This is a genomic window from Staphylococcus sp. 11511212 (genome assembly GCF_011394755.1).
Classification (GTDB): Bacteria; Bacillota; Bacilli; order Staphylococcales; family Staphylococcaceae; genus Staphylococcus; species Staphylococcus chromogenes.
Window position 1 is genome coordinate 1,188,851 of record NZ_JAANBQ010000003.1, and the last position, 26,018, is coordinate 1,214,868.

Genomic DNA, 26,018 nt, shown 5'->3' on the forward strand with positions numbered 1-26,018 from the left:
AAAGGATTTAATCAACCCTTTACACTTTTCAAAATATGATAACCCTTGCTATTTTTAACAGATTCTACATTGCCAAAAACAGCTTCCATTTTCTTCTTAGCAGAAGGCATGCCTTGCTTTTTCTGAATCACAACGTATAAAGCACCTTTGTCTTTTAGTCTTGAATAGGCGTCTTCTAATATTTGATGGACTACTTTTTTACCGGCACGAATAGGAGGATTCGTTAATATAAAATCCGCTTGCGCTTCTCCTATTTTAGATAAGCCATCGCTTTCTAAGACTTGAACATTATGAATATCATTGTGTTTAGCATTTTTTTCAACAAGTGAGAGCGCGCGATGATTGACATCAAGCATAGTGATGCGATCATGTGGTGCAACCTTCGCTAACATCAGACCAATGGGACCATACCCACAGCCGACATCTATAATTTGTTTGACTTCACCTGGCGGATGCGCGTTCAAAAATGTTTGAATAAGTAAATCAGAACCAAAATCGACGCGATCTTTTGAAAATACGCCTGTATCTGTTGTGAGGATCAGTTGATGATGATGGACTTGATATGTGATTGTTTGTTCATTCGTTTCACTGTCTGGATGTGAATCATAATAATGACTCATCGCATTCACACCTTTTTAAGTATAATATTGATAAAACCCGCTATTTACAGGAAATAGCGGGTTTTTCACTTATCAAAAGAATTATTTTAATTCTACTGAAGCGCCAACTTCTTCTAATTGTTCTTTAAGTTTTTCAGCTTCTTCTTTTGGTAATCCTTCTTTGATTACGCTTGGAGCGCCGTCAACTAATTCTTTAGCGTCTTTTAAGCCTAAGCCAGTTGCTTCTTTAACAGCTTTAACAACTTTGATTTTTGAAGATCCAGCTGAAGTTAACTCAACGTCAAATTCAGATTTTTCTTCTGCTGCTTCTCCACCTGCTGCACCTGCTGCTGCAACTGGTGCTGCTGCAGTTACACCAAATTCTTCTTCGATTGCTTTAACTAAATCGTTTAATTCTAAAACTGACATTTCTTTAATTGCTTCAATGATTTGCTCTTGATTAGCCATGTTTATATTCCTCCATTATTTTAAAGTTTAATTTTTTACGGCATGCAATAATAATTACTCTGCACTTTCTTCTTTGCTCTCACCAACAGCTTTAACTGCATAAGCGAAGTTGCGCATTGGTGCTTGTAATACTGATAAAAGCATAGAAACAAGACCTTCGTGTGATGGTAAAGAACCCACTGTCTTAACTTGATCAGCAGAGATAACGCTACCTTCCATAACACCTGTTTTGATTTCTAAAGCTTCGTGTTCTTTTGCAAATCCAGCGATTACTTTTGCTGGTGCAACTACATCTTCAGTAGTGAATGCTACGGCAGTAGGACCTGCTAAGTATTCATCTAAACCTTCGATGCCCGCTTTTTCAGCTGCACGACGTAACATAGTGTTTTTATATACTTTGTATTGAACACCTGCTTCACGTAATTGTTTACGTAAGTCTGTTACTTCTGCTACTGTTAAACCACGGTAGTCAACGAAAACAGTTGAAACTGAACTTTTAAGTTGCTCAGCGATTTCATCAACGTGTTGTTTTTTCGCTTCAATAATTCCAGACATTTAGACACCTCCATCAAATTTTTTGGTGCTTTGTAAATTTGTTTAACAACAAATAAAAAAGCACTTTTTACCCACAGCAAAAAGTGCTTGAATGTTTATCACGTTCAAGTCAATTTTAGCCTCGGTAGGATCATGTATTAAGTTCTCAATGAACTCCTACTGTCTTAGGTAAAATATACAACATATATAAATATAACGGCTTTCGTGTAATTAGTCAACCGTTATTTTAAATCATAACCTAAAAATTCAGGGAGTGCGATACCACTGTATCTGTACTCCCTTTTATCTATAGTTACTGATGATTAGTTTAATTTAAAGTTAGAAGTATCTACTTTAATACCAGGGCCCATAGTTGTTGTTACAGCTACAGATTTGAAGTACGTACCTTTAGCTGAAGATGGTTTCGCTTTCGCTAAAACATCTTGTAAAGTTTTGAAGTTATCAACCAATTTGTCAGTATCGAATGATACTTTACCAATTGAAGCGTGGATGATACCTGCTTTTTCAGCACGGTATTCAACTTTACCTGCTTTGATTTCTTCAACAGCTTTTTTAACGTCCATTGTTACTGTACCTGTTTTAGGGTTAGGCATTAAACCTTTAGGTCCTAATACACGACCTAATTTACCAACTTCGCCCATCATATCTGGTGTTGCTACGACTACATCGAAGTCGAACCAACCTTGTTGGATTTTGTTAACATATTCAGCATCACCAACATAGTCAGCACCTGCTGCTTCTGCTTCTGCAATTTTGTCACCTTTAGCGAACACTAATACACGTTGAGATTTACCAGTACCGTGTGGTAATACAACTGCACCACGGATTTGTTGGTCGTTTTTACGTGTATCAATACCTAAACGGAATGCTACTTCAACAGAAGCATCGAAGTTAGCAACGCTTGTTTCTTTAGCTAAGCTGATTGCTTCTTCTACTGAGTAGAAAGCTTGACGGTCAACTTTGCTTAAAGCTTCTTGATACTTTTTACCTTTTTTAGCCATTGATTTTTCCTCCTTTAGTGGTTTTAGCGGAATGTCCTCCCACGTTGGGAGCGGGACAGAAATCTCATAGTTGAGATAATTTCCGTAGCCCGCCCCTCGAGCATAGATAACGCGTTCATTTAATTATGTTATCTATGAGTGTCTATCAATTACATGTAGCGATAGACGTTTTTCATGTTTGCTTTATTGTCATTAATTACGAGAATTACTCAACATTGATACCCATGCTACGTGCAGTACCTTCAACGATACGCATAGCTGCTTCTTCGTCAGCAGCGTTTAAGTCAGGCATTTTAGTGTTAGCAATTTCACGTACTTGATCTTTAGTTACTGTAGCAACTTTAGTTTTGTTTGGTTCACCAGAACCTTTTTCAATACCCGCTGCTTTTTTAAGTAATACTGCTGCAGGTGGTGTTTTAGTGATGAATGTAAATGAACGATCTTCATATACATAAATCTCAACCGGAATAATTAAACCTGCTTGTTCTTGCGTACGTGCATTAAATTCCTTTGTGAAAGCCATAATGTTCACACCGGCTTGACCTAATGCAGGACCAACTGGTGGTGCTGGGTTTGCTTTACCTGCTGGAATTTGTAACTTAACTACTTTTTCTACTTTTTTAGCCACGATGTGCACCTCCTTGATATCGTGATGTGGTCACAGGGCTCAGTTTTGCCCTCCCACTCGTTTAACATTTCGTGACGAAATGTAGCGCTTTTTACGCGCGACTTCGTTATTATAACATTACTCATTACACTTGACAATAAAAAATTTAAGTTTTATCTCTCTAACAGAGCAAGTCCTTTTAATGATGAGTAAATCGTAATAACTCCTTAAAATTAATATTTTAATCTTTAGCGTACGCTTTAGAATATTATGTAGACACATAATCTCTCCATTATTATTCGTTGGGTCGCTCATCATCCATAGAAAGGATTGAGCTTTTTTCATTCATAAAGAAAATCGGACTAGTGGGATGAATTTTCATTCCACCAATCCGATTGATTATAGCACCTTTGAATACAACCTTTATTAGTAAAAAGAGCTATTAAAACATGGCAACGTACAATTATGAAGATACATCGCAATTTTGATTATCTCTTAAGTCGCGCCTTTATAGAACAATCAAATTAACAAAAGCACCGATGTCTTCCTCTCTCATGCCATCTTATAACTTTTCAATTTGATCAAATTCAACTTCGACAGGTGTTTCACGTCCAAACATGTCCACAAGAACTGTAAGTTTGAATTTACTCGTTTCGATTTCATCGATTTCGCCCACTTGATTTGCAAAGGGCCCAGAAGTAATTCTCACTTGTTCTCCGAGCTCTACTTCGACATCGATTGTTTTTTCTTTCATTCCCATTTGTTTTAAAATGAATCGCGCTTCTTCTGGTAATAATGGGTTGGGTTTTGAACCTGCCCCTGCTGAACCCACAAAGCCTGTGACACCTGGAGTGTTACGTACAACGTACCATGATTCATCCGTCATAATTAATTCAACTAAAACGTAGCCAGGGAACGTTTTCTTTGTTTGTGTTTTCGCTTTGCCATCTTTAACTTGTGTTTCCTCTTCTTCAGGAATCACAACTCTAAAAATTTGCTCAGTCATGTTCATTGATTCAACACGTTTTTCTAAATTCTTTTTAACTTTGTTTTCGTAACCTGAGTAGGTATGAACGGCATACCAACGTTTAGCCCCTAACTCTTCAGACATGCTGACAACTCCTCATTTCTATTTTATCATTTCAATAATTTGGCCTATGCCAATGTCTAGACTCCAGAAAAATACTAAGAAAAAGATTACTGTAAACACGACAATTGTCGTATATTTCACAAGCTCTTGCCCAGTTGGCCAGCTTGTTTTTTCCATTTCTGATTTGACGCCTTGGAAGAAGTTTTCTTTTTTAGCCATTTGGATTCCCTCCAATTCATTTATACTTAGGAGTGGGGCATGAATGAACCCCTATTCTCCATGCGAATTTGCATATGCGCACTGAACTATTTGGACTCTTTATGCAATGTGTGCGTTTGACAGGTCGCACAAAATTTTCTCAGTTCAAGTCGTGTCGTATGTTGACTTGATTTCGGTACATGATAGTTTCGATTGCCACACTTTTCACAGCTAAGTGGTACTTTTCTCACATTAACTCACCTTACTCCTATAATACCAGTTTACTATACATAAGATTGCGCCCAATTGTCAAACAACTTTTCACAATCATTACGGCTTAAATCGTTCCAATAACAAAGCACCTTTTAACTTTCTTCTCAATCTATAAATGCCGTTGTACACACGTTTAACGGAAACATTGAGTTGATGCGCTATCTCTATGGGTGTCCATTCTTCAATCAGATAATACAGAAGTTTTAACTCAAAAGTGCTCAAAATTTGTGCTTGATTTTGTACCTCTGAAAAATTTTCTTCAATGAATAAATCCCCCTGTGCTTTATGGATTTGATACGCATATTCCGCTTCATAAGTTTCAATAAATTGCGAAAGGAAGTGATGTTGATGGGCTCGCTTTCTGCGATGGTCCATTTTCTTATAGTACAATGTTTTATTAATGTAATGATGGAGGGGAATGTGCAAGTGAAATTCAGGTTGGCATATTTTTTGATAAATCCCCCAAACCGTTTCTTGTACAATATCTTCAAAGTCTTGAGGGGAAATACGCGTATCATTTAATACGATAGCAGCACGCTGTTGGACGATGGCAATCAGTTCACATAAGGCTTCATGCTGGTTGGCTCTGAGGTCTACCACAAATTGCTTAAAATCTTCTTGATGATTGGGCTTCAACGTCATTGAAATGTTCCTCGCCTTCACTCGATTTGCATCATCATATCGAGTGTGCCGCTTTCAATCAAGTTTCGATTGCGCTATTTCTTATGCTCCCCACGTCTAATTTTTTCAAATTCTGATAAGACATCTTCCGACAAAGGAATGCGTGTGCGTGGCTTACGTGATTCAAATGTAGAGATGGATTTTGTGACATCGGTTTGCGTCTCTTTTAACGCTCTCCACATTTCTCGAGAGGACATACGGTAAGCGCCCGTCCCAAAAATAGCATGTTGTTCACTCATATCGCTCGTGACAACTGTAATGTGTGTGGTGTATTTGTTGTAAATATTATGGACGTAACGCTCTATAAAACTATCGGCTGTTTCATTTTCTTTCGTAAAGACCACATGAATCCCATGGTAAACCGTTTCAGTTTGAGGTGTATCGGTCTCATAGGCATCAAATACGCAAATAATTTTACCTTTGACATGGGCATTATAGTTAGAAATCGCTATCAGTAGTTGTTCTCGTGCCTCTTCTAAACTTTCTTTGGCATATCGACTCAACTCCGGAGATTGCCCAATCATATTATAGCCATCAATAATCACATAGTAATCAATCATTGTGCAGTATCACCACCGACAGGCATCCGTTTCCGTAACACTTCATACATTAATAAACTTGCTGCTACAGAGGCATTCAAACTATTCACATGCCCCACCATAGGAATCTTAATATAAAAGTCACACTTATCTTTTACACGTTTGCTCATCCCTTGGCCTTCGCTACCGATAACAATCGCAAGAGGCATATCTACTTGCATTTGACGATAATCTGTAGCGTTATTGGCTTCTGCACCAGCAATCCAATACCCTTGATCTTTAAGCGTGTCCATCGTTTGTGATAAGTTTGTCACTCTTATCACAGGCACGTGTTGGATGGCACCTGTAGAAGCTTTTGCTACCGTTTGTGTTAATGCGACTGAGCGTCGTTTTGGAATGATAATACCGTCCACTCCTGTAGCATCTGCTGTTCTCAATATCGAACCAAGATTGTGAGGATCTTCGAGACCATCTAATATAATCACTGTCGATAACGTCTCTTTGTTCGCTTGTTTAACTAAAAAGTCATCTAACGACGCATATTCATAAGGGGCAATGTAGGCAGCTACCCCTTGATGAGGCGCATTCGCAATTTGATCTAATTTAGATTTTGGGACCGTTTGTACGACAAGTTTTTGTGATTTTGAAGATTTTAATATGTCATCAATTTGTTGCTTTTTTACTCCTTCTTGGATGAGCACTTTATTGATGGCATGCCCTGATTGAATCGCTTCTCTTACCGCATGACGTCCAACGATGATTTCCGTTTCCAAATTGGCTCAACTCCTTTCTTCTACTAATTTTACGATTTGATCTAACAATGTATGAAGACGTTCTGTTTGGCCCTCTAAATATAAAAATCCAATCACCGCTTCTAATGCCGAACTTTTACGATACGTTTGAACGTCAGTGTTCTTTGCTTTCGTATAACTTTTAGCATTGCGACCGCGTTTTAAAATATCCGTCTCCTCTTCTGTAAACCACTTTGTCTCGATTAAAGCTTCTAACGTGATGGCCTGGCTTTTCGCAGAGACAAATCGTTTTGCTTCTTGATGCAAGCGATTAGGTTTACTTTGGAGTTTTAGAATAATATACGTTCTGACGTGTTGATCTAAAACCGCATCTCCGACGTATGCCAGAGAAAGCGGATTTAAAAGTTTCGCATTTATCGATTTATCCACGTTTATATCTCACACCTTGTGGCGTATCTTCTAAAATGATATTTTGTGCTTTTAATTGGTCGCGAATTTCATCAGCACGCGCAAAGTTTTTCACTTTTCTCGCTTCATTACGTTCTTCGATTAATTTTTCAATTTCGTCATCTAGAAGTCCAGATGTTTGTTGAGAGGCTAGCGGCACTCCTAATACATCACTAAAGATTTCAAATACTTCTTTAAAGCGTGCAATAACTTTTGTAGAAGTTTGGTTTTCTAACAAATATTTATTGGCTAATTTGACAAGGTCATACCAAGCCGTAATCGCATTGGCTGTATTAAAGTCATCGTCCATCACTTTTTCAAACTGAGTTAATGTTGCCTCGATTTGTTCTAAATAGCTTTCGTCTTCTTTTAAATCAGTGGCGATGGCTTCACGTTCTGTGAGCGCTTGATAACTATTGCGTATGCGTTCTAAACCACTACGTGCCGCTTCAACCAACTCAATATTATAATTGATAGGACTACGATAATGTACGCTAATCATAAAGAAACGTAAGACGTCTGGATCCACTTCTTTAATGATGTCGTGCACTAAAATGAAGTTTCCTAAAGATTTACTCATTTTTTCATTATCAATATTAATAAAACCGTTATGCATCCAATAATTTGCAAATGGCGCATGATTGTGCGCTTCGGATTGTGCAATCTCATTTTCATGATGTGGAAATTGTAAATCGCTTCCGCCCGCATGAATATCAATGGTTGGGCCAAGCTTTTCGAAAGCCATGACTGAGCATTCGATATGCCATCCAGGACGCCCTTCTCCAAATGGGCTTTCCCAACTGATTTCACCAGGCTTTGCTTTTTTCCATAACGTAAAATCAAGTGCATCCTCTTTTTGTTCCCCTTGTTCAATACGTGCACCGACTTTTAAATCATTTAAAGATTGGTGGCTCAATTTACCGTAATCTTCAAACTTGCGTGTACGAAAATATACATCTCCACCACTTTCGTAAGCATAACCTTCGTCCACTAACTTTTTAATAAATTTAATTATGTCGTCCATATGGTCCATGACGCGTGGGTTGGACGTTGCTTTTTTAATGTTAAGCGCTTCTGTATCTTCGTAAAAGGCTTGAATATAGCGGTCTGCAATCTCTGGCACGGATTCTCCTAGTTCTTGAGAACGTTTAATGAGTTTATCATCAACATCTGTGAAGTTTGAGACATAATCCACTTCGTATCCTTTGTATTCGAAATAACGGCGTACGACATCATAATTAATCGCTGGTCTTGCATTACCGATATGAATATAGTTGTAAACGGTAGGCCCGCACACATACATTTTTACTTTTCCTGGTTCTAACGGTTTAAATGGCTCTTTTTGACGCGTTAACGTATTATATAATGTAATCATCTTTAATCTCTCCATTTCTCGTTTGTTCAAGTTGTCGTTCGAGTTGTTTTAGTTGTTCATAAATTGGGTCTGGTAAATTAAGGTGATCAAATGTTTTACCAATACGTTGGCCATCTTGACGGACAATGCGCCCAGGTATGCCGACCACAGTGGTATAACTTGGCACATTACGAAGAACGACAGAATTGGCGCCAATGTTCACGTTAGAATCCACTTTGATATTCCCTAAGACCTTTGAACCTGCTGCAATAAGAACATTGTCTCCAATATCCGGATGACGTTTTCCTTTTTCTTTACCTGTTCCACCTAAAGTTACACCTTGATAGATTGTGACATTGTCACCAATGGTACATGTTTCACCGATGACTACGCCCATCCCATGGTCAATAAATAAGCGGCGCCCAATTTTAGCACCTGGATGTATTTCAATACCTGTAAAAAAGCGGGAAATTTGAGAAATTGTTCGTGCTAACGTATAACGTTTTTTATTGTATAAACGATGGGCAATTAAATGAGACCACACGGCATGTAAACCTGCATATGTGGTAATTACTTCAAATGAAGAACGCGCAGCGGGGTCTTGTTCAAATACCATTTTCACATCATCTCTAATTCTGCTTATCGCAGCAAACACTTTTCTTATCACAGCAAATCCTCCTTTAATTAAAAAAGCACCTCTAACATCATGTCAGAGGTGCTTTGGCACGGTTCCACTCTTATTAGTATACAAAGTGCATACTCACTTATTTGTTCGTATTCTCTTTATCTCATAAAGGTGCATTCGACAAAATTCGTGGTGTACTCGCAGCTTACGTACACTCTCTGAGACACGTCATTTGTTTACTCTTCCTCTATGTTTAAAATCACTTATATCGTATGCTATTTGGACCGTGAATGCAAGCTTAAAAACTCAGTTTCTTAAGAAGTTATACTTGATGATTAATTGCTTCTATAGCAAGGGTTGGATACGTTTTAAAACTTTATCTTTGCCTAAAACTTCCATCGTATTAGGAAGCTCTGGACCATGCATTTGACCTGTAACTGCTACACGGATAGGCATAAACAATTGTTTACCTTTAATGCCTGTTTCTTTTTGTACGGTCTTAATTGTTTTTTTAATTTCTGCTGCTTCAAACGGTTCAAGGGCTTCTAATTTTCCATAAAGCGCGTTCATCAATTCTGGTACTTGTTCTCCGTTTAAAACTTCTTGAGATGCTTCGTCTAATTCTTTTTCATCTCTAAAGAATAATTCAGAAAGTGGCACGATTTCTCCAGCGTAACTCATTTGTTCTTGATATAACGCAACAAGTTTACGTCCCCATTCTAATTCTGCTTCAGATGGAGATTCAGGTAATAACCCTGCTTTAATCATGTGTGGTAACGTCATTTCAAATACCGTGTCTAAGTCTTTTTCTTTCATGTATTGGTTGTTAATCCACTCTAACTTTTGCTTATCAAAAAAGGCAGGCGACTTAGACAAACGTTTTTCAGTAAAGATATCAATAAATTCTTGTTTACTGAAGATTTCTTCTTCACCTTCTGGAGACCAACCTAATAAAGCAATGAAATTAAATAACGCTTCTGGTAGATAACCTAAATCGCGATATTGTTCGATAAATTGAAGGATTTGGCCGTCACGCTTACTTAACTTTTTACGTTGTTCATTAACGATTAATGTCATGTGACCAAAACGTGGAGGTTCCCAACCGAATGCTTCGTAAATCATTAATTGTTTTGGCGTATTTGAAATATGGTCATCACCACGAATGACATCAGAAATTTCCATGTAATGATCATCTACTGCAACCGCAAAGTTATAAGTAGGGATGCCATCTTTTTTCACAATGACCCAGTCTCCAAAATTATCAGATTCGAATGAGACTTCGCCTTTAACCATATCTTCAAATTTATACGTTTTATTTTGTGGCACACGGAAACGAATCGCTGGTTTACGGCCTTCTGCTTCAAATTGTTGACGCTCTTCTTCAGTAAGATGCGCATGTTGACCCCCGTAACGAGGCATTTCACCACGTGCAATTTGTGCTTCGCGCTCTGCTTCTAATTCTTCTTCTGTCATATAACATTTGTAAGCTTTATCTTCAGCCAACAATTGGTCAATGAGAGGTTGGTAAATGTGGCCACGTTCTGACTGGCGATAAGGGCCGTAGCCTTTATCTTGATCAACGGATTCATCCCAATCAAGACCTAACCATTTTAAGTTGTCGAATTGTGAAGATTCTCCATCTTCTAAGTTACGTTTTGTATCTGTATCTTCAATACGGATAACAAAATCGCCACCATAATGTTTGGCGAATAAATAGTTAAATAATGCTGTACGTGCATTACCAATATGCAAATAGCCTGTTGGACTCGGTGCATATCTCACTCTCACTCGGTTACTCATTTCGTTCACTCCTGTTTATATTTTCAATATGATTATTATAGCACGGGATATCACACATGCCTATCCGGTTCCATCCTTATTCACCTTGGACAAGAGAAACAATCGCCTCTGCAGCAATGCCCTCTTCTCTTCCAGTAAAACCAAGTTTTTCACTTGTTGTCGCTTTCACATTGATGCGCTGAAGTTCCACGTTAAATAGTTCTGCAATCACTTGGCGCATTGTGTCAATATGCGGTCTGAATTTTGGTTTTTCAGCAATAATTGTCGCATCCACATTATTTATCACATAGCCTTCTTTTTTGACAGCTTCATACGCTTCAGTCAGTAATTTTTTAGAATCTGCATCTTTAAAAGCAGGGTCTGTATCTGGAAATAATTTGCCGATATCGCCTAATGCACATGCACCGAGCATCGCATCTGTAATCGCATGTAAAAGAACATCTGCATCACTATGTCCTTTTAACCCTTGTGTATGAGGGACTTCAATACCTCCAATGATTAAAGGTCTTGATGCATCAAATGCATGAACGTCATAACCTAATCCCACTCTAAACATGATTGTCATTACTCCTTTTATTTAAAAATGCTTGACCCATCCATAAATCATCTTCCGTTGTTATCTTTATGTTTTCATAGTCGCCTTCCACGACGTGTACCGTTTCTCCTGCATGTTCAAGCAAGGAGGCATCATCTGTTCCCTCGAACTGTGTTTGCTCAGCTTGTTGATACGCATTAAGTAACGTTTTATAAGTCGCCCCCTGAGGCGTCTGAATTTGCCAAAGAACTGACCGATCTAGTGTTTTTGTAACCGTATGGTGTTGTACTTCTTTGATAGTATCTTTCGCTTTGACGCCCACAATGGCAGCCCCTTGTTGCTGAACCGCTTCACACAACCTATGTATAGTCTCATGAGAGACAAAAGGACGTGCGCCATCATGCACGAGGATAAGGTCATTGTCTTCAAGTGAAACAGCTTGAAGTACACGATGGATACTGTCTTGTCGGGTCGCTCCCCCTTCAATGAGCGTGCGTACTTTATTGAATTTTTGACATAGCCCTCTCATCTCCGTGTGATCTCTCGGATGCACTGCTAAATGGATGCCTTGACACTGTACATCATTTTGAAATACAGCTAAAGTGTGTGCCAGTATTGGACGGCCCGCGAGTTCGATAAACAGTTTATTATAATCTCGTTTCATGCGTGTTCCCTTACCCGCTGCCGGGATAATGACATGATAATTTTGCATTATGCTTCCTCCACCTTTTTCGCAAAAATGATACGTCCTGATGCGGTTTGAAGTAAGCTAATGACTTCAAGATGCAACGTTTCATTTATGTGTTGTTTGGCATCGTCAACCACGACCATTGTACCATCATCAAAATAACCGACACCTTGTCCAGGCTCTTTCCCCACTTTTGTAATCATTAAGTCAAAGCGATCTCCTTGATGCACTTCAGGAATGATAGCCTCAGACAAATCATTGACGTTTAACACTTTAATATCTTGAATGGCACACACGCGGTTGAGGTTGTAATCCGTCGTAATCACATGCGCACGGTAATGTTGTGCAAGTTTGACAATTAGCGCATCGATATCTTGATGGCTTTTTTGAGGATAAATAATACGTGTAGGATGTTTTGAATCATGAATCGCATTTAATATTTCTAAACCTCGTCGTCCTTTATCTCTTTTTATACTATCATTCGCATCAGCGACGACTTGCAACTCATTGATAACGCCTTGAGGAATTAGAATTTCACCATCGATAAAACCGGCTTCCATAATTTTATAAATACGCCCATCTATAATGGCACTCGTATCAATAATTTTAGGGACTGCATTGCGAGCATTAATGGCCATTGAACGCGCCATATTCTCAGGTAAAAACAACAACATTTCGTCGCGCTTTTTCAAACCAAACTGAAAACCGAGATACCCTAATAACAACGTGACAATAATCGGCACGATGCGGTTGATAAAATCCGTCCCGATAAATTCTAAAATAAATGAAATCATGACTGAAATCATCAAACCAGTAAACAAACCAATCGTCGCAAAAATGATTTCTATAGCGCTATAACTTAAGATAAACTGTTCCACATTTTTTAATGTATAGGCAATGCGAGGAATAAACCAACCAAAAATAAGAAAGAAAACAAGCATCCCTATAATTGCTGTGACATAACTATTTTCCATAATAGGAGGATGACTGACATGAAAATCAATCAGTATGCCAGGAATTAAAAATAACCCTAGTACACTTCCAATAATCATGAAAGAGATGACCACTAAAAATTTAACAAAATCCATGCTTTTCCTCCTTTCTTTATTTAGATTTCAAAGCATATTTTAATGCTTCGTTTGTTGAGGTCACACCGATAACTTCAATGTTTTCTGGGAAGGTCCATCCCCCAATATTCGTTTTCGGTATAATCACACGTTTAAACCCTAATTTTGCTGCTTCTTGAACTCTTTGCTCAATTCGAGAGACACGGCGTACCTCACCTGTCAAACCAACTTCACCAATAAAACAGTCTAACCCATCAACGGCTTGGTCTTTAAAGCTTGAGGCTGTCGCAATAATGATGCTTAAATCCACAGCAGGTTCACTTAATTTGACGCCACCTGCCACTTTGATGTAGGCATCTTGTTGTTGTAACAGATACCCCTCTTTCTTCTCTAATACGGCCATCAATAGACTTAAACGGTTGTGATCAATCCCCGTCGCCATTCGTCTAGGATTATTAAATGTGGTCGGTGTGACGAGGGCTTGGACTTCTATTAATAGCGGACGTGTCCCTTCCATAGTGGCGACAATCGTCGACCCCGGAACATTCGTTGATCGCTCTTCTAAAAACATTTCAGAAGGATTCGGGACACTTTTAAGACCTGCTTGTTTCATTTCAAAAATGCCCATTTCATTCGTTGAACCAAAGCGGTTTTTCACCGCACGTAAAATACGATAAGCATGATGCTCATCACCTTCAAAATAAAGCACGGTATCCACCATATGTTCTAATAATCTAGGACCCGCAATTTGTCCTTCTTTTGTCACGTGCCCCACGATAAACGTGGCAATATTCATCTGTTTGGCAATATGCATTAAACTTTGTGTACTTTCACGTACCTGAGACACAGAACCAGGTGCAGAACTAATTTCTGGGTGATAAATCGTTTGAATAGAGTCTACAACGATGAGCGCGGGTTGTACTTTTTTCACTGCTTCATGAATCACCTCTAAATCCGTTTCTGCAAATACATTTAAAGCACTCGCATCTTCATCTAAACGATCGGCACGTAATTTAGTTTGGTTTAATGATTCTTCCCCAGTAATATATAGCACTTTCTTTTCTTTTGATAACGCAGCGCACATTTGAAGTAACAATGTTGACTTTCCTATCCCTGGGTCTCCTCCGATTAAAACAAGAGAACCTTGGACAATACCGCCACCTAAAACACGGTTAAACTCTTGGCTATTCGTTAAAATACGTGGTGTTTTTTCATTCTTTACTTCATTGAGCGTTTGAATTTTTGATTGTGTCGTCTTTTGTGTACGTACCCCGTGTTTTGGGTGTGCTGTTTTTTGTTCTAACGATTCTTCCATGGAATTCCATGCGCCACAGTTAGGACATTTCCCCATCCACTTCGGAGATTGATAACCACATGCAGTACATTCAAATATGACTTTTTTCTTGGCCACATTGCCACCTCCTTTTTCGACTATAACAAATCTATTTTATACTTGTGTCTTCAATCTGACAAATGAAGAATTTAAAAAGCCTTTAATGCGCCACTTACGCATTAAAGGCTGAGGTGTTCAGATTATTTATGATTTCGCTTCGTCTTTATCTTGATCTTCTTCAGAAGTTATTACTTCTGTTTCAGATGCACGTTCTTGAATATCATACTTGAATGACTCACCATCATAATCCACAGTGACATCTTTGCCATCTAATTCTTTACCTTCTAAAATAAGTTCACTTAAGTTATCTTCTACTGTTTTTTGGATGGCACGAATCAATGGACGTGCACCATACTCAGGGTCATAACCCTCAGAAGCAATTTGTTCTTTTGCTGCATCTGTCACGTGAATATTAATGTTTTGTTCTGACAAACGAGAAGTCAATTTGTTCACCATCATCGTAACAATTTCTTTAAGTTCATCTTTGCTTAATTTATGGAAAACAATAATATCATCGACACGGTTTAAAAATTCAGGACGGAATGCATTTTTCAGTTCTTTCATCATTGTTTTGCGGATAGACTCGTAATCTTGTCCTTCACCTTGACCACCAAATCCTGCAAATCGTTGGTCTTGAAGTTCTTGTGCCCCTACGTTAGAAGTCATAATGATGACTGTATTTCTGAAATCGACACGACGTCCTTTGGTATCAGTAAGATGTCCGTCATCTAAAACTTGTAATAAAATATTAAATACATCTGGATGCGCTTTTTCAATTTCGTCGAATAAGATGACAGAATAAGGTTTACGACGCACTTTTTCAGTGAGTTGTCCGCCATCATCGTGACCCACATAGCCTGGAGGGGCACCAACTAAACGACTTACCGCATGTTTTTCCATAAACTCACTCATGTCAACACGAATCATCGCGTCTTCTTCGCCAAACATAGATTCTGCTAAGGCACGCGCAAGTTCCGTTTTACCGACACCTGTTGGGCCTAAGAAGATGAAACTACCAATAGGACGTTTCGGATCTTTAAGTCCAGCACGCGCACGACGTACCGCTTTAGAAATTGCTGTAACCGCATCTTTTTGACCGATGACACGTTCATGGAGGGTATCTTCAAGGTGAAGTAATCGGTCAGATTCTGTTTCATTTAGACGTGTTAACGGAATGCCTGTCCAACCTGCAATCACTTCTGCAATATCTTCAGCAGCTAATGTTGTGTGTTGGCCACCTTGATTATTTTTCCATTCATTTTTAGCTTCTTCGTATTGTGTTTCAAGTTTCGTTTGTTTATCACGAAGATTTGCGGCATTTTCAAACTCTTGCGCATGAACTGCAGCATCTTTTTCTTTTTTAACTTGTTCGATTTGTTGCTCGATTTCTTTTAAATTTGTTGGTGTTGTATGATGTCTTAAACGTACTTTTGAACTTGCTTCATCGATTAAATCGATGGCTTTGTCAGGTAAAAAGCGATCCTGAACGTAACGGTCACTTAATTTTGCTGCCGCTTCAATGGCCTCATCAGAAATATTAATACGATGATGCGCTTCATAACGGTCACGTAATCCTTTTAAGATTTTAACTGTATCTTCAACACTTGGTTCATCGACTTGTACCGGTTGGAAACGACGTTCTAATGCCGCATCTTTTTCAATGTGTTTACGATACTCATCTAATGTTGTGGCACCGATACATTGTAACTCACCGCGTGCTAAAGCCGGTTTTAAAATGTTAGAGGCATCAATCGCACCTTCAGCGCCTCCAGCACCAATCAATGTGTGCAATTCATCAATAAATAGAATCACGTTGCCAGCTTGGTGAATTTCTTCCATCACTTTTTTCAAACGTTCTTCAAATTCACCACGATATTTTGTACCCGCGACAACTGTGCCCATATCTAAAGACATCACACGTTTATCTTTTAATGTTTCAGGTACTTCATTGTTTACAATGGCTTGTGCTAAACCTTCTGCAATTGCTGTTTTACCTACCCCAGGTTCACCGATAAGTACAGGATTGTTTTTCGTACGTCGACTTAATACTTCAATAACACGTGTAATTTCTTTGTTACGACCTACTACTGGATCTAACGTACCGTCTTTAGCGATGACTGTTAAATCTCTCGCAAGTCCATCAAGGGTAGGGGTATTGTTTGATTTTGACGTTTGTGCATTTTTATTAGACATTTCAGGATTGCCTAGGGCTTTAACGACTTGTGCACGTGCTTTCGTAATATTCAAATCTAGATTTGCAAATACGCGTGCAGCCACCCCTTCGTTTTCACGAATTAAGCCAAGTAATATATGCTCTGTACCCACAAAGTTGTGTTGTAATTTGCGTGCTTCGTCCATAGACAGTTCAATGACTTTTTTCGCACGTGGCGTATAATGTAAAGCGCCCATATTGTCTTGACCGCGACCGATGAGCTTTTCAACTTCTGCAACGACTTTTTCTTCAGTAATATCAAAACTTTCTAGCACTTTTGCAGCTATGCCTTCAGGTTCTTTCATTAAACCTAATAATAAGTGTTCTGTTCCAATGTTAGAGTGATTCAGGCGAATCGCTTCTTCTTGCGCATGTGCTAATACACGTTGCGCACGTTCAGTTAGTCTTCCAAATAACATAATCGAACCTCCTTAAATGTGTGTTCGTAAAATTTCAGCTCTTTTAGCTTCTATTGATTGTTCTTCATCTTCATCTATTAAAAATGGAGATTGTATTGCTATCATTAATTCATTAAATTGAAAATCTTCAATATCTAAAATACCTAAGTCTACCCCAAGTTTAATATCGCTCAAACGATAAGAGGCTTCTTCGACTGAAATGAGTCGACTGTATTTCAATATACCGAGAGAACGATAAATACGGTCGAGCGTTTCAGTATGCTTGTGTGTATTTAAACGCGTTCTAAATTCAAGTTCTTCAGTAATAATTTGTTGAACCAACTCAGTTAATGCTTCGATAATTTCTTGTTCACTTTTTCCTAAAGTTAATTGGTTGGACACTTGATAAACATGACCATAAACTTGAGAGCCTTCCCCATAAATACCCCGTATTGTAAATCCAAAACGGTTAATCGACTGTGCAATACGTGACATCCGTTTCATAATGGACAATGCGGGTAAATGGAGCATCACACTTGCTCTCATCCCTGTCCCAACATTCGTTGGACAAGTCGTTAAATATCCTAAATCTTCATCGTAGCTAATGGTTGTTGCAGCATCGAGTTGGTCATCGATTTCGGATGCTTTGTCATACAGTGTATTTAAAGATAAATCTGTTCCCATTACTTGAATGCGCACATGATCTTCTTCATTCACCATCACACTTACAGACTCATCTTCATTTAATAACACTGCAGAGGCAGGTTGCTTAGTCAATTCAGGACTGATGAGATGTTTGGCCACCAGTTTGTATTTACTCTGTTGGTCAAGAGCATCTAGTCGCGTCACCTTTAAATCAGTAAGTGCATCTTGGACTTCATTAATAACGCGGTGTCCTTCTTCTTCAGAGGGAAACATCAGCGGATGCACATAGTTTTCAAGATTACGTGCTAATCGTATTCTTGAGGACATGACTACTGGTGACGAGTTCGATTCTTGAAGCCAACCACTCATTGAATGTTTAAGATTGTTCGTCATCGTGAGACACCTCGCTTTGTTTAGCTTCAAGTGCTTTGATTTCATCACGTACAATGGCTGCTTCTTCAAAGGCTTGTGTTTCAATGAGTTCTTGTAATTGTTGACGTTTGCCTTCAATTTGTTGCTTTAATGCCCGTTTTTGATGCGTGGATTTCGGATATTTGCCCGAATGACGCGTATGGCCACCTTGTACGCGACGCACAATATCATAAACATCATCTTTAAAAGTGGCATAGCAGTCGTGGCAACCAAATTTCCCTACATGGGCAATATCTTTTAGAGACATTTGACACGTCGGACATCGTTTTTCTTCACGATAAACGAGCTGATCAACGTTAATGCCATATTTGGCTGCAAGATGTTGTAAAATTTGTTGAACGACAAACGTCCCTTCAACATCTTCGCCCCCGTGCCAATGTTCATCAGATGACCCTTGATTGTGTGCCTGATACAAAGTTTCTTTATTTTGTTTTTGTTGTGTTAACTGCACGAATTCCTGTTCCTCGCGTGTCAATAGCATCACCTTCTCGTAGTCTAGTAATAGTTAATGACTGGAAGTAATCGTTTTAAAATGTTCGCTCGAATAATGTCTCGAGATTGGACATCCATCGCAAGCGTTTCTCTATCTACGACTGCTGCAATCAATTTAGCTTCGCGTTCTGTAATTAATTGATTATCCAATAATCCATCTATAATGTAATAAGCTTGTTGTTGTGAAATAGAGGGGCCAATTAACTCCATCAAACGTTTAATGTAGGAGGCATGATCTTTCGTTTCAATTTTAGTGATGCGAATATATCCTCCGCCACCACGTTTACTTTCGATTTCGTACCCATGTTCATTGGTAAAACGTGTTTTTATAACGTAATTCAGCTGAGATGGTACACAATCAAAACGTTGTGCGATATTGGCGCGCTGAATTTCAACAACATCATCATTTGCTTCTTCAAATAATTGTTTAATGTATTGTTCTATGATGTCAGACATATTGTGCATGGTATCACCTCTTTTGACCATCTTTGACTATATTATAGAAGGTGGTTTGACCTTTTTCAACCAATTTGTTTGTAAGGTTCGAAAAATAGTTATGTTACTGCTTACATTTTTAGTGTATGATAGTCTTAGTTAAAATTTATAAATTGAACAGAGGTGTTTATTTAATGCACATTTTAATTGGGATTGTCGGCATACTTGTGTTTTTGGGATTGGCTTGGCTCGCAAGTTCTGACAAGAAAAATGTTCGTTGGCATTACATTGGCTTATTGTTATTAATTCAATTGATATTTGCGTTTATTTTATTAAAAACGAACTTCGGTGTCATTGTTGTAGGCGGAATTGCCAATGGCTTTGCCTATTTATTGAAACAAGCGGCTGAAGGGGTCAACTTTGTCTTCGGTGGTTTAGCAAATAAAGGTGAAATGCCATTCTTCTTAAATGTTTTATTACCAATCGTATTTATTTCAGCATTAATTGGGATTTTGCAATACTTAAAGATTTTACCTATCATTATTAATGTTTTAGGATTTTTAATTTCTAAAGTCAACGGTATGGGACGTTTAGAGTCTTACAACGCAGTTGCCTCAGCAATTTTAGGTCAATCTGAAGTGTTTATCTCACTAAAAAAACAATTGCCTTACATTCCAAAACATCGCTTGTATACCTTAACAGCATCCGCGATGTCTACTGTTTCAGCATCTATTATTGGTGCATACTTTACAATGGTCAAACCTGAATACGTCGTAACTGCAGTTGTTTTAAACTTATTTGGAGGATTCATTGTTGCCTCAATTGTCAATCCTTATAAAGTAAATGAAAAAGACGATAAATTACTTATTGAAGAAGAGAAAAAACAACAATCTTTCTTTGAAATGTTGGGAGAATATATTTTAGACGGTTTCAAAGTCGCAGTCATTGTTGGTGCCATGTTAATTGGTTATATCGCTTTAATCACTTTCTTAAATGGCATTGTCGGCGGTATTATCCATTTCGTATCTGGCGGTTCCCTTGATTGGAACTTCCAAACATTAATCGGTTTTGTTTTTGCGCCACTCGCTTTCTTAACAGGTATTCCTTGGCATGACGCTGTAGAAGCTGGTTCCATCATGGCAACAAAACTGTTATCCAATGAGTTTGTAGCGATGACTGAGTTAGGTAAAGCAAATGGACTTTCTGAGCGCGCACTAGGTGTTGTTTCCGTGTTCCTTGTGTCATTTGCGAACTTTAGCTCTATCGGTATCATTTCAGGGGCCATCAAATCTTTAAATGACGAAAAAGGTGACGTCGTTGCACGTTTCGGTCTTAAATTATTATTTGGTGCGACGCTCGTATCATTCATTTCAGCAACTATCGCAGGATTCTTCTTATAAAATTAATCTAAATACCTCTCTTTTACTTATTTAGGTTCTATAAAAATAGCCATCAAAATTTACGCTTAGATAAATTTTGATGGCTTTCTTATTATAAATGGGCACTTTGACATAGCCCTACTTTTTCATATAAAAAACGTGAGAATAATCATCCATTGATGGCTTATCCTCACGTCTATTTAATATTTATCCTTTTGACACAACTTCGTTAATAAAATAGTTGATGATACTATAATCTTCCGTCAATTCAGGATGGAATGAGACGCCTAAATACTTTCCTTGGCGAACCGCTATCATTTTATCATCGATGACCCCTAACACATTCACTTGATCTCCAACGGATTGAATATGTGGGGCTCGAATAAACACCCCTTCTACTGGGTGATCGATACCTTTAATCGTTAAATCCGCTTCGAAACTATCTACTTGTCTTCCAAATGAATTACGTTCAACGGTAATATCTAATTTTTTAAGGTAACCTTCTTCTCCAACGATATCTTGTGCAAGGACAATAAGACCCGCACATGTCCCAAACATCGGTACCTCTGATTGTTGAAGCGCCTCTTTAAAACCGTATAAATTCATCAAGCGACGTAACGTTGTCGATTCTCCGCCTGGAATAATCAAGCCGTCAATCTCTTCAAGTTGTTCTACTTTTTTAATATAAATCCCTTCATGACCACTCGCTTCAATATGGCGAATGTGTTCACGAACGGCCCCTTGTAAGGCGAGTACTCCAATTTTCATTTTACCAACCACGCTCTTGCATACGTTCTTCTAATGAAAGCGAATTGATATCTAAACCTTTCATCGCTGTACCAAGGTCTTTTGCTAATTTACCAATGAGTTCATAATCTTGGTAATGTGTTGTCGCTTGAACAATTGCTTTTGCAAATGTTTCAGGATCTTCTGATTTGAAAATACCAGAGCCAACAAAGACCCCATCTGCACCTAGTTCCATCATTAATGCCGCATCTTGAGGTGTCGCTACACCACCAGCCGCAAAGTTAACTACGGGTAAACGTCCAGTAGATTTAATCGTTTTCAATACATCATAAGGTGCCCCTAGATTTTTCGCTTCTGTCATTAATTCATCGTCACTCATTACTGTAATACGATTCACTTCTTGGTTGACTTGACGCATATGACGTACCGCTTCAACAATGTTTCCTGTACCCGGCTCACCTTTTGTACGTAACATTGCAGCACCTTCGCCAATACGACGTGCCGCTTCACCCAGGTTACGACAGCCACAAACGAATGGAACAGTGTAATCACTTTTCTTAAGGTGGAACACTTCATCCGCAGGTGTCAATACTTCAGATTCATCAATATAATCGACACCCATCGCTTCTAAAACACGTGCTTCTGTAATGTGACCGATTCGACATTTCGCCATAACTGGAATAGACACGGCATTCATCACTTCTTCTACAATTTTAGGATTACATGCACGTGCAACGCCGCCTGCTGCTCTGATATCAGAAGGTACACGTTCAAGTGCCATGACTGCCACTGCACCTGCTTCTTCTGCGATTTTCGCTTGTTCGGCGTTAACCACATCCATGATTACGCCACCTTTTTGCATTTCTGCCATACCGCGTTTAACGCGCTCTGAACCAACTTGTTTAGACATTTTAAATTGTCCCCCTTTTCTAATATACAACAGTAGCTTATACTATTATCTGAACCTTTAAAAGTGTCAGAATTAAACATTTTTAAAGGTTCAGATTGGAGAGAAAGCTATGGAAATGTTAATGTTCGATATTGATAAAAAGCATGCGCAACCCATTTATCAACAACTTTACGATAATATTAAAAACAGTATCATTAAAGGCGTTCTACGTGAAGGAGAAAAACTCCCATCAAAACGTCAACTCAGTCAATATTTGTCAGTCAGTCAAACCACCATTGAACATGCTTATTTACAGTTGATTGATGAAGGGTTTATCGTGAGTAAACCAAAATCTGGCTATTTCGTGAGCGATATTGAATCCCTACCATTTATAACGAGAACTCCGATAACGCCATTAGACAATCAGAATACAACTCTAGACGTTCCCGAATTTCACTATCGTTTTCAACTCGGTGCCATTGATGAAGCGCATTTTCCATTTGATGTCTTTCGAAAATTTGCGAAAGAATCTTTTGAAGAACCCCAATTTCATCTCATTGACACCGGCCACAAGCAGGGAGATTTCGCATTACGCAAAGAAATCAGTCAATATTTATTTCATAGCCGGGGTGTTCATGCGACCCCTGAACAAGTCATAGTGGCTTCTTCTACGGATCAAATTTTATCGATTATCACCGATTTGCTATCTTCCACAAGTCATTATCTTTTAGAAGACCCTTTATATCCACAAGTCCATGAGCTACTAAAAAGAAAGCATATCAACTATTCGTTTTTAAAAGTGCACGCAGACGGCATACATATTGAACCTCATCAAGGTGCGCAAGATGTGGTCTATATTACACCGAGTCATCAGTTCCCGACAGGCATCATTATGAAATTAAAACAGCGTATTGCGTTGCTCAAATGGGCTCAAGCCAAACCTGAACGCTATATTATAGAAGACGATTACGATTCTGAATTTCGTTATGAAGGAAAACCTATTCCAGCGCTACAAAGTTTAGATCCCTCTGGAAGTGTGATTTATGTCAGTACCTTTTCTAAATCGATCGCCCCTTCCATACGTATTGCTTATGCTGTATTACCTGTAGCTTTACAAAAACAATACCAACAAAAACAAAATATTGAAGGGGGCAGTGTTCCAAGACATACACAATATATGGTCAGTCAATTTATGGCAAGTCATCATTTTGAACGTCACTTGAATCGCATGCGTAAAATTTATAGGCAAAAGCGAGATCTTTTAATTTCAAAATTAGAAAAGCACCCTGAACACCTCTCAATATCAGGTGAATTAACAGGGATGCATTTTGTGATTTCCATAAAAAATGGTTGGTCTGAAGAAAAATGTCTGAAACAATTTCATCAACATAGTATTGAGTTAAAACCCTTGTCCTCCTATTGCTATCATTCAAAACCTCAAACGCCGCAATTTGTATTAGGTTTTGGAGGTATTCCATTAAGTGAAGTCGAGACGCATGCCACACAATTATTGAAGAGTCTAGAAATAGAAGAAACTTCTAATTAAAACAAAAACCGTTCATCCCTTGATTACAGGGATTGAACGGTTTTTGTTATTTTGTATATTCATTTTATCAAATACAGATATAGTATTAACGTATTGCTAATCTTTGAGTAAGTTTGGATTACGTTCATTTTGATAATCATATAACTCGATTTCTTGAAGCTGCATTAAAAACTGGCGTAATTGGACATAATGTTTGAGTTCAGGTAAATCAATCAACTCATTGTGATGTTTGCCACACTCAAATAATTTAGCGATATTTTCAAAGACGACCAAATAATCACCTAAGGCACGATTATCTAAATAGACACCACGATCATCATATAAAATTTGCGTCAACTTAAAATGAATTTGTTGCAGCAAGAAAATTGCAGGATAATAATACTGTGTCCGCTTATGGTTAGAAGAAATTTCCCCGTACGCACGGTTATACATCATTTCCATATTTTCTACTTTTAGTTTCATACGCAATTTATCTTTAAGTGGATTATATCCCTTATAAGTTTTAGGATATTGTTGATTTGAGAATACATAATGAAAAATTTGCGCTTCTACACGTGCAACTTCCGCCATGATTTCTGGTAAGTGCTTAGAAGCGATATTCCGTCCAATAATCATAACGCCTATCACCGCAATAATAATCCCCACCGTTGTATCTAACAAGCGCGGGATGGCAATCATCGGAGTAAACACACCTTGTGCCAATCCACTGAGCAATAAGACTTGTGAAGTAATTGTCACCATCGCAAGCGCATAATTCGCACCTACTAACGCTTCAGTGATTGCACCGCTTAATGCAAGAACAATAATAATAATACCAATATGCGGATCTAAGCTTAAAAAGCCGGCTGTTAAAATAACACCTACTGTTGTGCCTAACCACCGTGCGACAGCGCGTTGTAAGCTTGCGATATTTGTGCCACCAAGCAAGACGGTATGGGCACTTAAAGGCACCCAATAAGCGCGCTCTAAATCAAAAACAAGCGCAACTAAAATTGAGATTCCCATGATTAATGCATATTTCATCGTCGCTACAAAAGCTGCTGATTCTGGAGTCAGGTGGTTTAATAAGCGGTGACTATATTGTGGAGAACGCACCACGATATTTTCTTTAACTCTCACGTCTGTAGAAGAAAGAGTTTCATCGATTTTAAATATCAAATTCACTAACTCTTCAAATTTATCATCAATGTCAATTTGTTCTTTCCAAACTTCCCGTGTTGATGTTGGATTGACAATGGTATCGGTCACATGATCAATCATATTTTTAATGACTGGTGGCATCGGTCGAATCCCTTTTGCGTTCAATTCAAGTAGTTCAGAATACACCCCTTCTGCCCATTGATGAAGTAATACAGCTCTTTGATAGTCTACAGAGCGTTTTTGTAGGGAGGAACCTGTTGTATTTAACGTTTCAGATGTGGTAATCAATGTCTTAACAGCTACTTTAGTCAAATCATTGAATTGGGCTTGATCATTAAAATGATGTACCAATTTTTGTAAGAGTTGGTACTCACTTTTAATTGCGTTCGCTTCTTGAGAATCACGCTTAATTAAATGATCTACTACAATAATGAGCAGTGATAGCAAGCCACCGACACCGACCATTGCACCACGATATAAAAAGTCTTCAGGGTGTTGTGGCATCACAATAGAAAGACTGTAAGCAATGATAAAAAAGGTAGACGAAGGACCCGGGACATTTAAGGTCGTAAAAATATAATAAGGAATGACCGAAAACATGAGTAAAAAAATCGCAAATACAATTGGATTTCCTGTGGTTAACGTTCCTAACATCATCGCAATGACAAAGCTAAGGGAAGTCAATGAAACAATCCGTATACGCGATGTAAACGTCCAATCAAATGCATATATGTGAGCCAATGTGCCAATAGACATCAGTAGAGCTGAAGGAAAATCATTAAACAACAATCCATACAGTAAAGGAATAAACATGACAATCCCTTGGCGCACGCCTTTTCGAACATCTATTTTTTTCTTATCAATATAAGCGAGTTGCTTAACGTATGCTTTCAATTTCATTCACCTAAATTCTCTCTTTCACCTAAATTCTCTCTTATTTCTATACATACTCTCCTACTAGAATATCATTTTTCTTAGAATAAAAAAAAGAGACCTCTCGGTCTCGATTCGGCTCATCGCATCACTTATGA

28 protein-coding genes and 1 other annotated feature are annotated in these 26,018 nt (G+C 38.4%); of the genes, 2 read left to right on the plus strand and 26 right to left on the minus strand.

The window, feature by feature from the left end; genetic code table 11:
• Window positions 1-11: 11 nt before the first annotated feature.
• The 23 genes from G8Y84_RS07235 to G8Y84_RS07345 all read right to left on the minus strand — a co-directional run bounded on the left by G8Y84_RS07235 (window position 12) and on the right by G8Y84_RS07345 (window position 19,316).
• Window positions 12-620 carry a class I SAM-dependent methyltransferase gene (locus G8Y84_RS07235; protein ID WP_105965086.1) on the minus strand — a complete coding sequence of 203 codons (609 nt, stop codon included), beginning with the start codon at window positions 618-620 and terminating at the stop codon, window positions 12-14.
• An 81-nt stretch (window positions 621-701) separates the two neighbouring features.
• Window positions 702-1,067, minus strand: a complete 366-nt coding sequence (rplL, locus tag G8Y84_RS07240) for a 50S ribosomal protein L7/L12 (RefSeq protein WP_037572937.1) — start codon at window positions 1,065-1,067, stop codon at window positions 702-704.
• A gap of 54 nt (window positions 1,068-1,121) precedes the next feature.
• Window positions 1,122-1,622: a 50S ribosomal protein L10 gene (gene rplJ / locus G8Y84_RS07245; protein WP_037572940.1), complete on the minus strand. Its 501-nt coding sequence runs from the start codon at window positions 1,620-1,622 to the stop codon at window positions 1,122-1,124.
• 45 nt (window positions 1,623-1,667) lie between these two features.
• Window positions 1,668-1,809, minus strand: a sequence feature (ribosomal protein L10 leader region).
• Between the two features lie 115 nt (window positions 1,810-1,924).
• Entirely contained in the window at window positions 1,925-2,623 is a 699-nt protein-coding gene (rplA, locus tag G8Y84_RS07250) for a 50S ribosomal protein L1 (protein ID WP_037572943.1), read from the minus strand.
• 205 nt (window positions 2,624-2,828) lie between these two features.
• Entirely contained in the window at window positions 2,829-3,251 is a 423-nt protein-coding gene (gene rplK / locus G8Y84_RS07255; protein WP_037572949.1) for a 50S ribosomal protein L11, read from the minus strand.
• Window positions 3,252-3,792: 541 nt separating this feature from the next.
• A complete protein-coding gene (gene nusG, locus G8Y84_RS07260) occupies window positions 3,793-4,341 on the minus strand; it encodes a transcription termination/antitermination protein NusG (protein WP_037572959.1) in 549 nt (182 codons plus the stop codon).
• Window positions 4,342-4,359: 18 nt separating this feature from the next.
• Entirely contained in the window at window positions 4,360-4,539 is a 180-nt protein-coding gene (gene secE / locus G8Y84_RS07265; protein WP_037572962.1) for a preprotein translocase subunit SecE, read from the minus strand.
• Between the two features lie 86 nt (window positions 4,540-4,625).
• Entirely contained in the window at window positions 4,626-4,769 is a 144-nt protein-coding gene (gene rpmG / locus G8Y84_RS07270; RefSeq protein ID WP_105996650.1) for a 50S ribosomal protein L33, read from the minus strand.
• A gap of 79 nt (window positions 4,770-4,848) precedes the next feature.
• On the minus strand, window positions 4,849-5,433 hold the full coding sequence (locus G8Y84_RS07275; protein WP_165806219.1) for a sigma-70 family RNA polymerase sigma factor: 585 nt from the start codon (window positions 5,431-5,433) through the stop codon (window positions 4,849-4,851).
• Between the two features lie 74 nt (window positions 5,434-5,507).
• Complete coding sequence (locus G8Y84_RS07280) at window positions 5,508-6,032, minus strand: NYN domain-containing protein (protein ID WP_105962897.1); 525 nt, start codon at window positions 6,030-6,032, stop codon at window positions 5,508-5,510.
• Window positions 6,029-6,784, minus strand: a complete 756-nt coding sequence (rlmB, locus tag G8Y84_RS07285; RefSeq protein ID WP_107371997.1) for a 23S rRNA (guanosine(2251)-2'-O)-methyltransferase RlmB — start codon at window positions 6,782-6,784, stop codon at window positions 6,029-6,031. Before rlmB ends, G8Y84_RS07280 begins: the two co-directional genes overlap by 4 nt.
• Window positions 6,785-6,790: 6 nt before the next feature.
• The gene (locus tag G8Y84_RS07290) at window positions 6,791-7,192 is read right to left on the minus strand and encodes a Mini-ribonuclease 3 (RefSeq protein WP_037572975.1); all 402 of its coding nucleotides are present in this window, start codon (window positions 7,190-7,192) and stop codon (window positions 6,791-6,793) included.
• The gene (gene cysS, locus G8Y84_RS07295; RefSeq protein ID WP_105996649.1) at window positions 7,185-8,585 is read right to left on the minus strand and encodes a cysteine--tRNA ligase; all 1,401 of its coding nucleotides are present in this window, start codon (window positions 8,583-8,585) and stop codon (window positions 7,185-7,187) included. Before cysS ends, G8Y84_RS07290 begins: the two co-directional genes overlap by 8 nt.
• Window positions 8,569-9,207 carry a serine O-acetyltransferase gene (gene cysE, locus G8Y84_RS07300; protein WP_258026740.1) on the minus strand — a complete coding sequence of 213 codons (639 nt, stop codon included), beginning with the start codon at window positions 9,205-9,207 and terminating at the stop codon, window positions 8,569-8,571. Before cysE ends, cysS begins: the two co-directional genes overlap by 17 nt.
• 327 nt (window positions 9,208-9,534) lie before the next feature.
• A complete protein-coding gene (gene gltX, locus G8Y84_RS07305; RefSeq protein ID WP_105965081.1) occupies window positions 9,535-10,989 on the minus strand; it encodes a glutamate--tRNA ligase in 1,455 nt (484 codons plus the stop codon).
• A gap of 76 nt (window positions 10,990-11,065) precedes the next feature.
• Window positions 11,066-11,545, minus strand: coding sequence for a 2-C-methyl-D-erythritol 2,4-cyclodiphosphate synthase (gene ispF / locus G8Y84_RS07310; protein ID WP_037572986.1), 480 nt, complete (start codon window positions 11,543-11,545; stop codon window positions 11,066-11,068).
• Entirely contained in the window at window positions 11,538-12,236 is a 699-nt protein-coding gene (ispD, locus tag G8Y84_RS07315) for a 2-C-methyl-D-erythritol 4-phosphate cytidylyltransferase (protein ID WP_105962896.1), read from the minus strand. The genes ispF and ispD overlap by 8 nt, the downstream gene beginning before the upstream one ends.
• A complete protein-coding gene (locus G8Y84_RS07320; RefSeq protein ID WP_103158777.1) occupies window positions 12,236-13,300 on the minus strand; it encodes a PIN/TRAM domain-containing protein in 1,065 nt (354 codons plus the stop codon). The genes ispD and G8Y84_RS07320 overlap by 1 nt, the downstream gene beginning before the upstream one ends.
• 16 nt (window positions 13,301-13,316) lie before the next feature.
• Entirely contained in the window at window positions 13,317-14,690 is a 1,374-nt protein-coding gene (gene radA, locus G8Y84_RS07325; RefSeq protein WP_105965080.1) for a DNA repair protein RadA, read from the minus strand.
• Window positions 14,691-14,816: 126 nt separating this feature from the next.
• The gene (locus G8Y84_RS07330; protein ID WP_103158779.1) at window positions 14,817-17,303 is read right to left on the minus strand and encodes an ATP-dependent Clp protease ATP-binding subunit; all 2,487 of its coding nucleotides are present in this window, start codon (window positions 17,301-17,303) and stop codon (window positions 14,817-14,819) included.
• A gap of 12 nt (window positions 17,304-17,315) precedes the next feature.
• Entirely contained in the window at window positions 17,316-18,320 is a 1,005-nt protein-coding gene (locus G8Y84_RS07335; RefSeq protein WP_105965079.1) for a protein arginine kinase, read from the minus strand.
• Window positions 18,304-18,810, minus strand: coding sequence for a UvrB/UvrC motif-containing protein (locus G8Y84_RS07340; protein WP_371874999.1), 507 nt, complete (start codon window positions 18,808-18,810; stop codon window positions 18,304-18,306). Before G8Y84_RS07340 ends, G8Y84_RS07335 begins: the two co-directional genes overlap by 17 nt.
• A 44-nt stretch (window positions 18,811-18,854) precedes the next feature.
• Entirely contained in the window at window positions 18,855-19,316 is a 462-nt protein-coding gene (locus G8Y84_RS07345) for a CtsR family transcriptional regulator (RefSeq protein ID WP_165806220.1), read from the minus strand.
• Window positions 19,317-19,480: 164 nt separating this feature from the next.
• On the opposite strand from G8Y84_RS07345, the gene G8Y84_RS07350 reads away from it, so the two are divergent.
• Entirely contained in the window at window positions 19,481-20,686 is a 1,206-nt protein-coding gene (locus tag G8Y84_RS07350; RefSeq protein ID WP_037573005.1) for a NupC/NupG family nucleoside CNT transporter, read from the plus strand.
• 186 nt (window positions 20,687-20,872) lie between these two features.
• Here G8Y84_RS07350 and pdxT read toward each other — a convergent pair whose 3' ends face one another.
• Window positions 20,873-21,433, minus strand: coding sequence for a pyridoxal 5'-phosphate synthase glutaminase subunit PdxT (gene pdxT / locus G8Y84_RS07355; protein ID WP_105962893.1), 561 nt, complete (start codon window positions 21,431-21,433; stop codon window positions 20,873-20,875).
• Between the two features lies 1 nt (window position 21,434).
• Complete coding sequence (gene pdxS / locus G8Y84_RS07360) at window positions 21,435-22,322, minus strand: pyridoxal 5'-phosphate synthase lyase subunit PdxS (protein WP_103158782.1); 888 nt, start codon at window positions 22,320-22,322, stop codon at window positions 21,435-21,437.
• Window positions 22,323-22,431: 109 nt separating this feature from the next.
• On the opposite strand from pdxS, the gene pdxR reads away from it, so the two are divergent.
• Window positions 22,432-23,847 (plus strand): MocR-like pyridoxine biosynthesis transcription factor PdxR, encoded by a 1,416-nt coding sequence (gene pdxR / locus G8Y84_RS07365; protein ID WP_051604943.1) that lies wholly within the window; start codon window positions 22,432-22,434, stop codon window positions 23,845-23,847.
• Window positions 23,848-23,943: 96 nt separating this feature from the next.
• On the opposite strand, the gene G8Y84_RS07370 is transcribed toward pdxR, so the two are convergent.
• Window positions 23,944-25,887, minus strand: a complete 1,944-nt coding sequence (locus G8Y84_RS07370; RefSeq protein WP_229717265.1) for an FUSC family protein — start codon at window positions 25,885-25,887, stop codon at window positions 23,944-23,946.
• Between the last annotated feature and the right edge of the window lie 131 nt (window positions 25,888-26,018).

Coding starts and splice junctions, on each gene's coding strand:
- rplA (WP_037572943.1), bottom strand. CDS start 2,623: ATGGCTAAAAAAGGTAAAAAGTATCAAGAAGCTTTAAGCAAAGTTGAC.
- G8Y84_RS07330 (WP_103158779.1), bottom strand. CDS start 17,303: ATGTTATTTGGAAGACTAACTGAACGTGCGCAACGTGTATTAGCACAT.
- G8Y84_RS07345 (WP_165806220.1), bottom strand. CDS start 19,316: ATGCACAATATGTCTGACATCATAGAACAATACATTAAACAATTATTT.
- secE (WP_037572962.1), bottom strand. CDS start 4,539: ATGGCTAAAAAAGAAAACTTCTTCCAAGGCGTCAAATCAGAAATGGAA.
- rplJ (WP_037572940.1), bottom strand. CDS start 1,622: ATGTCTGGAATTATTGAAGCGAAAAAACAACACGTTGATGAAATCGCT.
- cysS (WP_105996649.1), bottom strand. CDS start 8,585: ATGATTACATTATATAATACGTTAACGCGTCAAAAAGAGCCATTTAAA.
- G8Y84_RS07370 (WP_229717265.1), bottom strand. CDS start 25,887: ATGAAATTGAAAGCATACGTTAAGCAACTCGCTTATATTGATAAGAAA.
- G8Y84_RS07280 (WP_105962897.1), bottom strand. CDS start 6,032: ATGATTGATTACTATGTGATTATTGATGGCTATAATATGATTGGGCAA.
- pdxR (WP_051604943.1), top strand. CDS start 22,432: ATGGAAATGTTAATGTTCGATATTGATAAAAAGCATGCGCAACCCATT.
- gltX (WP_105965081.1), bottom strand. CDS start 10,989: ATGAGTAACCGAGTGAGAGTGAGATATGCACCGAGTCCAACAGGCTAT.
- nusG (WP_037572959.1), bottom strand. CDS start 4,341: ATGTCTGAAGAGTTAGGGGCTAAACGTTGGTATGCCGTTCATACCTAC.
- pdxT (WP_105962893.1), bottom strand. CDS start 21,433: ATGAAAATTGGAGTACTCGCCTTACAAGGGGCCGTTCGTGAACACATT.
- pdxS (WP_103158782.1), bottom strand. CDS start 22,322: ATGTCTAAACAAGTTGGTTCAGAGCGCGTTAAACGCGGTATGGCAGAA.
- G8Y84_RS07320 (WP_103158777.1), bottom strand. CDS start 13,300: ATGGATTTTGTTAAATTTTTAGTGGTCATCTCTTTCATGATTATTGGA.
- ispD (WP_105962896.1), bottom strand. CDS start 12,236: ATGCAAAATTATCATGTCATTATCCCGGCAGCGGGTAAGGGAACACGC.
- G8Y84_RS07235 (WP_105965086.1), bottom strand. CDS start 620: ATGAGTCATTATTATGATTCACATCCAGACAGTGAAACGAATGAACAA.
- ispF (WP_037572986.1), bottom strand. CDS start 11,545: ATGTTTAGAGTGGGATTAGGTTATGACGTTCATGCATTTGATGCATCA.
- rplL (WP_037572937.1), bottom strand. CDS start 1,067: ATGGCTAATCAAGAGCAAATCATTGAAGCAATTAAAGAAATGTCAGTT.
- G8Y84_RS07350 (WP_037573005.1), top strand. CDS start 19,481: ATGCACATTTTAATTGGGATTGTCGGCATACTTGTGTTTTTGGGATTG.
- G8Y84_RS07335 (WP_105965079.1), bottom strand. CDS start 18,320: ATGACGAACAATCTTAAACATTCAATGAGTGGTTGGCTTCAAGAATCG.
- G8Y84_RS07275 (WP_165806219.1), bottom strand. CDS start 5,433: ATGACGTTGAAGCCCAATCATCAAGAAGATTTTAAGCAATTTGTGGTA.